An 11,194-nucleotide genomic window follows, 5' to 3' on the forward strand; every position below is an offset into this window, starting at 1 on the left:
CTTCTGGGCAAGGTCGATCGCCGTCTCGTCGGTCAGCGCCAGCGGGCCGACCGGCATGCCGGCGGCCTTGGCGGCGTTCTCGACCATCGCCGCAGGGACGCCTTCGATAAGCATCTTGTAGGCTTCCGACATATAGCGCAGCACGCAGCGATTGACGTAGAAGCCGCGCGTGTCGTTGACGACGATCGGCGTCTTCTTGATGGCGCGTACGAAGTCGATCGCGACCGCGAGCGCCTTGTCGCCGGTCTTCTTGCCGAGGATGATCTCGACCAGCATCATCTTGTCGACGGGCGAGAAGAAGTGGATGCCGATGAAGTTTTTCGGCCGCGCCGAGTTCTTCGCCAGCGAGGTGATCGGAATGGTCGAAGTGTTCGAGGCAAAGATCGCCGAGGACTTCAGCGCCGCTTCCGCCTTCTCGGTGGCGAGCTTCTTCACGCCTGAATCCTCGAACACCGCCTCGACGACAAGGTCGCAGCCGGCAAGGTCGGCATAGTCGGCCGTCGGCGTGATCAGCGACAGCAACTTGTCTTTCTCTTCGGGCTTGGCGCGGCCCTTCTTCACCTGGTCCGAAATCAGGCCGTCGGAATGCGCCTTGCCCTTCTCGGCCGACTCCATGTCGCGGTCGAGCAGCACGACCGGAATGCCGGCCCTGGCCGTGACATAGGCGATGCCGGCGCCCATGAAGCCGGCGCCGAGGATGCCGATCTTCTTGAACTTGCTGTCCGGCACGCCGGCCGGGCGGCGCGCGCCCTTGTTCAGTTCCTGCAGCGACACGAAAAGCGAGCGGATCATCGCCGCCGCTTCCTTGGTCTGCATGATCTCGGTGAAGTAGCGCTGCTCGATCCGGAGCCCGGTGTCGAAGGGCACCAGCAGGCCCTCATAGACGCATTTCAGGATCGCGGCGGCCGCCGGATAGTTGCCAAAGGTCTCGCGGCGCAGGATGGCGATGGCCGGCGGCCAAAGATTGGCGCCGGCCGCCGAATAGATCGGACCGCCGGGCAGCTTGAAACCCTTTTCGTCCCACGGCGCAACCGGCTTCAGGCCGTTTTTGATCATCGCCTTGGCGGTCTCGACAAGCTTCTTCGGCTCGGCGATCTCGTGGATCAGGCCCATCGACTTCGCCTTTTGCGGCGTCAGATTCTGGCCGCTGGTCAGCATCTGCAGCGCCTGCTGCTGATCGGTCAGCCGCGGCACGCGCTGAGTGCCGCCGGCGCCCGGGAAGATGCCGATCTTCACCTCGGGGAGCGCCATCTTCACCTTGTCGGAATCGGCCGCGACGCGGCCATGGCAGGCGAGCGACATCTCGAAGGCGCCGCCCATGCAGGTGCCGTTGATCGCCGATACCCACGGCTTGCCGCAGGTCTCGATCTTGCGGAACAGGCCGGTCATATAGCCGGCATTGTCGAACAGCGCCTTGGTCGCCTTTTCGAGGTCCTTCTCCTTTTCGACGGCGAAGGTGGCGAGCATCTTCTGCAGCATGGTGATGTCGGCACCGCCGGAGAAGCTGTCCTTGCCGGAGGTGATGACCGCGCCTTTGATGGCGGCGTCGCCCGCCACACGATCGACGATGGCGTTGAGCTCGCGCATCGCCTCTTCGGTGAAGACGTTCATCGAGCGGCCCGGCATGTCCCAGGTGACCAGCGCGATCCCGTCGGCGTCCACGTCGAGGGTGAAATTGGTGTAGCTCATCTTTTCTCTCCCCGTCAGACGCGTTCGATGATGGTGGCGGTGCCCATGCCGGCGCCGATGCAGAGCGTGACCAGCGCGGTGTTCAGGTCCCGGCGCTCCAGCTCGTCCAGCACCGTGCCGAAGATCATCGCGCCGGTGGCGCCGAGCGGATGGCCCATGGCGATCGCGCCGCCATTGACGTTGATCTGGTCATGCGGGATGTCGAAGGCCTGCATGTAGCGCAGCACAACGGAAGCGAAGGCCTCGTTGAGCTCGAACAGGTCGATGTCCGACAGCTTCATCTTGGCACGCTTCAAGAGCTTTTCGGTGACGTCGACCGGGCCGGTCAGCATCAGCACCGGCTCGGAACCGATATTGGCGAACGAGCGGATGCGCGCGCGGGGCTTCAAGCCCATGGCCTTGCCGGCCTTCTTGGAGCCGAGCAGTACAGCAGCGGCGCCGTCGACGATGCCGGATGAGTTGCCGGCATGGTGGACGTGGTTCACTTCCTCGACCTCCGGATGCTTCTGCACGGCCACCGCATCGAAGCCGCCCATCTCGCCCGGCATGACGAAGGACGGATTGAGCGAGGCGAGCGACTGCATGTCGGTCGAAGGCCGCATGTGCTCGTCACGGTCGAGGATGGTGAGGCCGTTCTGGTCCTTGATCGGGACCACCGAATTCTTGAAGCGGCCGTCGTCCCACGCCTTGGCGGCGCGCTTCTGGCTCTCGACGGCGTAGGCGTCGACGTCGTCGCGGCTGAACCCGTATTTCGTCGCGATCAGGTCGGCCGAGATGCCCTGCGGCACGAACCAGCCGGGAAGGCCGACGGAGGGGTCCATGAACCAGGCGCCGCCGGACATGCCCATGCCGACACGCGACATGGATTCTACGCCCCCGGCAATGACGATCTCGTCCGCGCCTTGCGCGATCTTGGCGGCGCCGAAATTGATGGCATCGAGTCCGGAAGCGCAGAAGCGCGATATCTGCATGCCGGGCGCCTTGGTGTCGTAGCCGGCCTCGAAGGCGGCGGCGCGCGGAATGACCGAGCCCGCTTCGCCGACCGGATCGACGCAGCCGAAGATGATGTCGTCGACAGTGCCGGTGTCGAGCGCGTTGCGGTCACGCAGCGCCTCAAGCGTCTTTGCCGCGAGCCGCACCGCCGGCACCTCGTGCAGCGAGCCATCCTTCTTGCCTCTGCCGCGCGGCGTGCGCACGGCGTCATAGACGTAAGCGTCGGCCATTTTTGTGCTCCTTGGGTTTGCCGGTCGCTGCGCTCAGAGAGAGCGCCCGATCAGCAATTTCATGATCTCGTTGGTGCCGCCGTAGATGCGCTGGACGCGGGCGTCGCGGAACATGCGGGCGATCGGATATTCGTTCATGTAGCCATAGCCGCCATGCAGTTGAAGGCATTCGTCGACGACTTTGCCCTGCAGGTCGGACAGCCAGTATTTGGCCATAGAGGCGGTGACCGGGTCGAGGCCGCCGTCGATGTGGCGGGCGACGCAGTCGTTGTAGAAGACGCGGCCGATCGTGGCCTCGGTCTTCAGCTCCGCCAGCTTGAACTGGGTGTTCTGGAAATCAATGATCGCCTTGCCAAAGGCCTTGCGCTCCTTGACGTAGTCGATGGTCAGCGCCAGCGCCCGCTCGATCATGGCGATCGCGCCGGTGCCGATCTGCAGCCGCTCCTGCGGCAATTGCTGCATCAGTTGGACGAAGCCCTTGCCTTCCTCATGGCCGAGCAGGTTGGAGGTCGGCACGCGCACGTCGTTGAAGAACAGCTCGGAGGTGTCGTTGGCCTTGAGCCCTATTTTGTCGAGGTTGCGACCGCGTTCGAAGCCCTCGACCTCGTCGGTCTCGACGACGATCAGCGAGGTGCCCTTGGCGCCCTTGTCCGGATCGGTCTTGGTGACGACGATGATCAGGTTGGCAAGCTGGCCGTTGGTGATGAAGGTCTTGGAGCCGTTGATCTTGTAGTGATTGCCGTCCTTCTCGGCACGGGTCTTGACACCCTGAAGGTCGGAGCCGGCGCCGGGCTCGGTCATGGCGATGGCGCCGATCAGCTCCCCGGTCGCCAGTTTCGGCAGCCATTTTTCTTTCTGCTCCTCGGAGCCGTAATGCAGGATGTATGGCGCGACGATCGAGTTGTGCAGGCCGATGCCGAAGCCGTCGACCCCGACGTGGCCGATAGCCTCGATGATGGCACTCTCATGCGCGAAGGTGCCGCCGGAGCCGCCATATTTCTCCGGCATAGAGGCGCAGAGCAGGCCGGCGGCGCCCGCCTTCAGCCAGCTCTCGCGGTCGAAAATCTCGTTCTTCTCGAACTCTTCGTAGCGCGGCGCGATCTCCTCCGACATGAAGCGGCTCGCCATATCGTAGAGCATGCCGACTTCGTCCGCCGCCCAGGCGGGCTTCGGCAGGCCAAGAACTTCGGCTGGATTTGTCATGCTGTTTCCTCCACTGCGCCGGCGTCCCCCTCCCCCTTGAGGGGAGGGTGGCCGCGAAGCGGCCGGGAGGGGTCGCCGATGAGGTGCTCGGCCTTGTCCTTAACAAACTGCGCCACATGCCATGCACTGTTAATGACATCAGGCTCATCAATCCTGACAACGACGTACCCGAGTGACCGCAAATAGGCGTCGCGGTTCACATCATGACGTCTGCCAGCTTCGGTTTCGTGCAGGTCGCCGTCGACCTCGACGATCAGTTTGACCTTCGGGCAGACGAAATCGACAATGTACGGGCCGATCGGCGATTGCCGCCTGAACTTCAGGCCATCAGCCATCAGCTCGCGCAATTCGTACCACAGCAGGGACTCGGCCTTCGTCGTGTGCAGACGAAGCGAGCGCGCTTTCTGTCGCATCTCGAAACTGACCCGCGTGCGGGGCATTGTGTTAGTCCTTCTCCCAGGGTGCGTCGCCAGAATTGGCGTCGAGTTCGTCGCAGGCGACCCCTCCCGGCCCTTCGGGCCACCCTCCCCTCAAGGGGGAGGGGGACGCCGAGCATTTCTAGAACGCTTCCGCCGGCAGCGCCATTAGCGTATCCGCGCCACTGGAAATGCGGGCGAGGCGCGTCGCGGTCTCCGGCATGATCCGCTCCATGAAGAAGCGCGCCGTCACCAGCTTGTTGTCGTAGAACGACGAGGCCCCATTGGCACCTTCGGCGAGCTTCGTTTGGGCGGCCTTGGCCATCTGGCCCCACATGTAGCCCAACGCGACAAGCCCGAAGAGATGCATGTAGTCGGTCGAGGCGGCGCCCGCATTGTCGGGCTTGGCCATGGCATTCTGCACCAGCCACATGGTCGCCGCCTGAAGGTCGTTGAGGCCCTTCTTCAGCGCCTTGGTGAAGGGCGCCATTTTGTCGTCGGCGCGGTTTTCCTCGCAGAATTCGCCGACCTCCTTGAAGAAGGCCTGCACGGCGCGGCCGCCATTCTGCGCCAGCTTGCGGCCGACCAGATCAAGCGCCTGAATGCCATTGGCGCCTTCATAGATCATGGCGATGCGGGCATCGCGGACGAACTGGCTCATGCCGTGTTCTTCGATGTAGCCGTGGCCGCCGAACACCTGCTGCGCCATCACGGCGTGATCGAAGCCCTTGTCAGTCAGCACGCCCTTGACCACCGGCGTCAGCAGACCGGTGTAGTCGTCGGCCGACCGGCGGTCCCTGTCGTCACCGGAGCGGTGCGCGACGTCCGACTTGATCGCCGTCCACAGCGCCAGCGCTCGGCCGCCCTCGTTGAACGCCTTCATGGTCATCAGCGAGCGGCGGATATCGGGATGGACGATGATCGGGTCGGCCTTCTTGTCCGCCGCCTTGATGCCCGACAGCGACCGCCCCTGGAGGCGGTCCTTGGCGTAAGCCACCGCGTTCTGATAGGCGATCTCCGAGACCGAGAGCCCTTGCAGGCCAACGCCCAGGCGGGCCTCGTTCATCATCGTGAACATGGCTTTCAGGCCGCCGTTCAACTCGCCGAGCAAAGTGCCTTCGGCCTCGTCATAGTTCATGACGCAGGTCGAGTTGCCGTGGATGCCCATCTTCTCCTCGATCGAGCCGCAGGAGAGCGCGTTGCGCGCGCTGACATTGCCCGAGCCGTCGAGCCTGAACTTCGGCACGATGAACAGCGAGATGCCTTTGACGCCTTCCGGCGCCCCCTCGACGCGGGCCAGCACCAGATGGACGATGTTGTCGGCCATGTCGTGCTCGCCGGCGGAGATGAATATCTTCTGGCCGGAAATCCTGTAGGTGCCGTCGCCATTGGGCACCGCCTTGGTGCGCAGCAGGCCGAGATCGGTGCCGCAGTGCGGCTCGGTCAGATTCATGGTGCCGGTCCAGGCGCCCTCGATCAGCCTGGGCAACCAGGTGGCCTTCTGCTCGTCCGTGCCATGGGTGACAATGGCCGCGATCGCGCCCTGCGTGAGGCCGGGATACATCATCAGCGCCATATTGGCGGACACCATGTATTCGGAGACCGCGGTGTGGACCGTATAGGGCAGACCCTGGCCGCCGAACTCGGCGGGTGCCGCTAGGCCCATCCAGCCGCCCTCGCGATACTGGTTGAAAGCGTCCTTGAAGCCCTTGGGCGTGGTCACCGTACCGTCGTCATGGCGCACGCATCCTTCCATGTCGCCGACCCGGTTCAGCGGATGCATGACGTTTTCGGCGAGCTTGGCGCCTTCGGCAAGGATCGCCTCGACGACGTCCGGCGTGGCGTCCGAGAAGCCCGGAAGATTAGAATAGCGCTGGTAGCCGAGCACGTCGTTGAGCACGAACAGCGTGTCCTGGACGGGCGCCCTGTAGATCGTCATGCCTTCCTCCACCCTTGCGGTCCGGCCGGCCAGCAAGCTCCCGATCCGGATGGGGATGGGAGGCCGAGCCAATGTCGATGCCCCCGATAGCAAATATTGACGTTTGCGTAAACGTCAACTTCGTCGCAGCCCGAAATTTTTGATGAGCGCTGGCTCAGGGCAACAAAAAAGCCGCGCGGCTGCAGCCACGCGGCTTTCTCTATCCTGGGCTATGCCGTTAGCGTGAGATCAGCCGGCGGCGCTTGCCTGCGGCGCAGCCCGCTCGGCCAGCATCTGGCGAACGATCGCCATCGAATTGCTCAAGTCGCTGATAGCCTCATCGATCAGCGCGCGCTGCTTCTGCAACCGGGCAAGCTGCTTCTCGGACTTGTCGAGCGCCAGCCGCAACTGCTTGGTGTTGGATCCGGTCGGATCGTAAAGATCCATCATCTGCTTGACGTCCCGCAGCGAGAACCCGACCTTGCGGCCGAGCAGGATCAGCTTCAGCCGGGCCTTGTCGCGGCGCGTGTAGAGACGGGTCGAGCCGTCGCGCTTCGGATTGAGCAGGCCCTTGTCCTCGTAGAATCGCAGCGTGCGCAAGGTCACGCCGTACTTCTTGGCCATCTCGCCGATGCGGACGAATTCTTCGTCGGTCTCGACCGATATGTGATTGCTATTGGCCGCGGCTTCGCCGGGCGAAACAAGTTTCATGGTCACTGGCTTTCCCCTGATGGCGTCGCGGTCACGGACCAAACGTCGCCTGAGTGGAAGCGGGGGCGTGCTTCCAATCGTGGTTTCGACACTTCAATCGCAAGAGGCACGGCTTCGCACCTTTTACGTTTACGTCAATTCTATACCGACAGCCGGCACCTGACGCAAGGGCGTTGTCGGAAACACAGCTTTATGCCGCACTCGGAAGCCATCGGGCCGGCGGGTCAGGATTATGCGCCATTTCTTAAGGTTGGTTAACGCCTTGTTTACCACGTTGGGCGAAATGTGCGCATGTCGGTCACCCGTGTTTATCCTGTAGCGAATTTTTCACGGTTTTCGAAGCGTGGGTGAGAAACCCGGGAAGCCCGTCTTCCTCCGCAGCAAAACCGCGCGGACGCCTTCGTTCCCGGCAGACTCTGGGAAACCGGTCTCAGCCGGTCATTCTGAACACGGGCGCATCGATGAACAGCAAGCGGTCCTATCTCGATACACTCAACGCCGGTAGGCAGCGCCGGTCGCAGACCTCGCTGGAGGATCTGAGCCGCTCGCTCGAAACGCTGGAGCAGCGGCTGGAGCGGACGCGCAGCGACACGCCTGAGCGCCCCGATCCGCGGCGGCCGGCCCCCGAGCCGCGCTATGCGGCCGCGCAACCTTATGGTTCGCCCCGCTGGTACGAGGAACCCTACACGACGCAGAGGGACCAAAATCGGGGACCGCAAAACCGCGGGCCGCAGAACCCGGCGGCCGCAGCTTCCGACTTCGGCCCCAATTATCAGGCCATTGCCCGCGACATCGACCGGGTGCGCGGACAGGAAGACGGCGTCGCGATGGTTGGCAAGATCGCGGTCGAATTGCGCGGACTGCGCGAGGAGTTGCGCCATCAGATGACCGCCGGCCTGCAGCGCGAATTCGACGCGCTGCGTCAGGATATCGATCGCGCCATGCAGGCGGCGAGCCAGCATGGTGCCCCCGCCGACAAGAACAGCGCCGAGCTCAGCCTCGAGTTCGAACGGCTTTCCGGCGCCATCCACACGCTTGCCGAAAAAAGCGACGATCGGAGCGTCAACCTGCTGCGGCTGGAGTTGGAGCAGGTCAAGGCGGCGCTCGACACGCTGGCGCGCGAGGAAAGCGTGCGGGCCGTCGACCAAAGCGTGCAGGCCGTCGACCGCCGCTGGGACGATTTCGATCGCCGCTGGAGCGCCTTCGAGGATCGCGTCGACGCCGACCAGCGCCAGCGCGCCGAGGGTCCCAATCTTTCGGCGCTGACCGACCGCCTCGAACAGATCAGCAGCGCGGTCAACAACCTGCCGCAATCGCTGTCGCTCGCCTCGCTGGAGGAAAAGGTGCGCACCCTCGCCGGCGCGGTCGACCGTTTCGCCAGCCAGCAGACGATGCGCGGCGGCGAGACGCTTGCCATGATCGACGAGCGGCTGGACGAGATCTCGCGCGCCATCGTCGCCTCGACCGTGGCCGCGCAGGCCAATGCCTTCGATCCGGAAACTTTCGGGCGAATCGAGAAACGGATCGCCTCGCTGGCGGAGCAGATCGAGGAGGTCGCGCAGTCACGTCCCGGCGCCGAGGTCATCGACCGCCTCAACCTTCTGTCCAGCCGTGTGGACGAGCTCGCCGGGCGCGCCAACCTGCCGGAGCAGGCGATGGAGCGTCTCGGCAAGCAAATTGCTTTGATCACCGACAAGATAGACCGCGCGCCGGCGATGCCCGACGCCGACCACATCTTCCAGGGCCTGGAGCAGCGCTTCGACGCGCTGTCCACGCTGCTCGAGCGCCGCCAGGGCGATGCCATCGAGCAGAGCAACCTGCTGTTCCGCGACCTCGAGCGGCGGCTGGACGAAGTCGCCGACAGGCTCGACCAGCGCATGCGACAGGACGACGCCACCGGTATAATGGAGGCGATCGACGCCCGCTTCACCGCGCTTGCCAAGCGCATCGAGACGCGCGCGCCCGATCCCGCCAACGAGATGGCGATCCGTGGCCTGGAAAGCCGGCTCGAGGACATTTCCAGCCGGCTGGAATCCTCCGCCGCGCAGGTCGCCGGCATTGATCCGGCACTGATCCGCAGCCTTGAGTCGCAGGTGACCGCCCTTTCGGCGCATCTTTCGAAGCCGAGCGCACCGCTGCCCGACTTCGAGGACATCAGCCCGCGCCTCGACGAGATCGAGAAGTCGCTGGCCGGCACGCGCGATTCCATCCTCACCGTCGCGCGCGAGGCTGCGGAGAACGCTGTGCGGTCGCTGGGCGAATCGAGTTCCGGCACGGCTGCTTCCAACGCAGCCGCCGTGAGCGGGCTCGCGCAGGACCTGAAGACGCTCGAAGCGCTCACCCGCCGTTCCGACGAGCGCAATTCGCGCACGTTCGAGGCGATCCACGACACGCTGCTCAAGATCGTCGACCGGCTCGGCTCGCTGGAGGCCGACGGCCCCAGTGAAGCGGTCAGCGAACTGATCGACCCGCAGCCGGGTGGCAAGCGGGCCGCCCGCACCGGCAAGATCGCCGTCCAGGACGCGCCGTCGATGGATATCGACCAGCCGCTGCCGCTGACCGGAGACATCGCCGATCTCGATGCGCGCGCCGCCTCCATCCTGCGCCACGATCCGGTTTCGCGAAACGAGCCGGCTGCACCGGGCGAACCTGTTACGCGTAGCGAACCTGTTACGCGTGGCGAACCTGTAATGCGTGGCGAAGCTGCCGCTCGCACGCCCGCCGAGGCCGCGGCCGCCGCCGCAATGGCCGCGCTCGGATCGGACGAAATCGGCGAGAGGGCCGAGACGACCGGCCGCAAGAAGTCGATGTTCAGCGGACTGGCGCGCGCCTTCAAGGGCAAGAAGAACGAGGACACGCCGCCGCTTGCCGGCTCGGCGCCGGCCGGCGACGTTCCGACCGTCGACATCGACGAACCGCTCGATCCCAGAGCCGCCAACCGGCCGCTCGAACCTGGCTCCGGCGCGCCGGACCTCAACGCCATCATGAAGCGCGTGCGCGACGAGCGCGGCGGCCAGCCGGCCAAGCGCAGCGAGACAGATGCCGCCAAATCCGATTTCATCGCGGCCGCCCGCCGCGCAGCGCAGGCCGCCGCCGCGGAAGCCGACGCGCTGAAGCGGCAGTCGACGATGACCGGCCCGGTGAAGGCGCTCAGAATCGGCGATCTGCTCAAGGCGCGGCGCAAGCCGATCCTGATGGCGGCGGCCGCGATCATGATGGCGCTCGCCGGCCTGCAGCTCGGCAAGGCGTTCTTCTCCGACCCCGCGCCGGTCGCCAGCAACGACGTCGCGCCGATGGTCTCCACCCAATCGGTCGAAACCGCCTCGCTCGATGTCAGCACACCCAAGCCCGAAACGGACACTGCGAAGCCCGAGAGCGCGCCCGCGCGTCCCGTCAGGCAGGCCGAGCCGCCGAAGGACGATCCAACGCCACAGGCCGCCTTTCAGCCATCCGCACCCGAAATGCTCGCGGCCGCGGCGCCAGCCGAACCGGCGCCTGCTCCGGCGACTCCGTCCGCGCCAGCCCGGCCTGCGCCGATGGCTTCGGCGACACCCTCGGAGCCAGTCTCTCCGGCTGCGAACGGGCCTGCCACGGACACGGACGGCGACGCGCAGCCCACCATCGGCGCGCCGGCGAGCACAGCAATGCCCGGTGCCGCCGCAGCCGGTGCTTCCTCGGCCGGCACGCCGGCAACCACGTCCGCCGACACCACCGGCACCGTCCCGCCGGGCGGCGGCCAGACGGCAAGTTCGGCCGCCAAGATCGATATCCCGGCCGATATCGGTCCGGTAGCGCTGCACGACGCGGCCGCAGGCGGCGACGCCAAGGCGCTGTTCGAGATCGGCTCGCGCTACGCGGAATCGCGCGGCGTCAAGGAAGACATGGCGGCGGCCGCCAAATGGTATGAGAAATCCGCCGAACTGGGCTTCGCACCGGCCGAATACCGCATCGGCAATTTTTACGAGAAGGGCATCGGCGTCGCGCGGGACATCAAGAAAGCCAAGACCTATTACCAACTCGCGGCGGAACAGGGC

The 11,194-nt window shown here is 65.2% G+C and carries 7 protein-coding genes; 1 reads left to right on the plus strand and 6 read right to left on the minus strand.

Going from position 1 to position 11,194, the window contains the following annotated elements:
• From EOA32_RS25605 to EOA32_RS25630, 6 genes are all read right to left on the minus strand, one after another.
• On the minus strand, window positions 1-1,689 hold a 1,689-nt coding region (locus EOA32_RS25605; RefSeq protein ID WP_128373203.1), incomplete at its 3' end, for a 3-hydroxyacyl-CoA dehydrogenase NAD-binding domain-containing protein.
• Window positions 1,690-1,703: 14 nt separating this feature from the next.
• Window positions 1,704-2,912, minus strand: a complete 1,209-nt coding sequence (locus tag EOA32_RS25610; protein ID WP_095777469.1) for an acetyl-CoA C-acetyltransferase — start codon at window positions 2,910-2,912, stop codon at window positions 1,704-1,706.
• Between the two features lie 33 nt (window positions 2,913-2,945).
• Entirely contained in the window at window positions 2,946-4,115 is a 1,170-nt protein-coding gene (locus EOA32_RS25615) for an acyl-CoA dehydrogenase family protein (RefSeq protein ID WP_095832219.1), read from the minus strand.
• Window positions 4,112-4,555, minus strand: a complete 444-nt coding sequence (locus tag EOA32_RS25620; protein ID WP_095777471.1) for an endonuclease domain-containing protein — start codon at window positions 4,553-4,555, stop codon at window positions 4,112-4,114. The genes EOA32_RS25615 and EOA32_RS25620 overlap by 4 nt, the downstream gene beginning before the upstream one ends.
• Before the next feature lie 118 nt (window positions 4,556-4,673).
• Window positions 4,674-6,470, minus strand: coding sequence for an acyl-CoA dehydrogenase (locus EOA32_RS25625; RefSeq protein WP_128373204.1), 1,797 nt, complete (start codon window positions 6,468-6,470; stop codon window positions 4,674-4,676).
• Between the two features lie 228 nt (window positions 6,471-6,698).
• Window positions 6,699-7,160: a MerR family DNA-binding transcriptional regulator gene (locus tag EOA32_RS25630; protein ID WP_082980529.1), complete on the minus strand. Its 462-nt coding sequence runs from the start codon at window positions 7,158-7,160 to the stop codon at window positions 6,699-6,701.
• A gap of 461 nt (window positions 7,161-7,621) precedes the next feature.
• Here EOA32_RS25630 and EOA32_RS25635 point away from each other — a divergent pair.
• A partial coding sequence (locus EOA32_RS25635; RefSeq protein ID WP_128373205.1) for an SEL1-like repeat protein occupies window positions 7,622-11,194 on the plus strand: 3,573 nt, incomplete at its 3' end.

Origin of the sequence: Mesorhizobium sp. M1A.F.Ca.ET.072.01.1.1 (assembly GCF_004023325.1) — a bacterium.
Lineage (GTDB): Bacteria > Pseudomonadota > Alphaproteobacteria > Rhizobiales > Rhizobiaceae > Mesorhizobium.

Coding starts and splice junctions, on each gene's coding strand:
- EOA32_RS25620 (WP_095777471.1), bottom strand. CDS start 4,555: ATGCCCCGCACGCGGGTCAGTTTCGAGATGCGACAGAAAGCGCGCTCG.
- EOA32_RS25610 (WP_095777469.1), bottom strand. CDS start 2,912: ATGGCCGACGCTTACGTCTATGACGCCGTGCGCACGCCGCGCGGCAGA.
- EOA32_RS25615 (WP_095832219.1), bottom strand. CDS start 4,115: ATGACAAATCCAGCCGAAGTTCTTGGCCTGCCGAAGCCCGCCTGGGCG.
- EOA32_RS25630 (WP_082980529.1), bottom strand. CDS start 7,160: ATGAAACTTGTTTCGCCCGGCGAAGCCGCGGCCAATAGCAATCACATA.
- EOA32_RS25625 (WP_128373204.1), bottom strand. CDS start 6,470: ATGACGATCTACAGGGCGCCCGTCCAGGACACGCTGTTCGTGCTCAAC.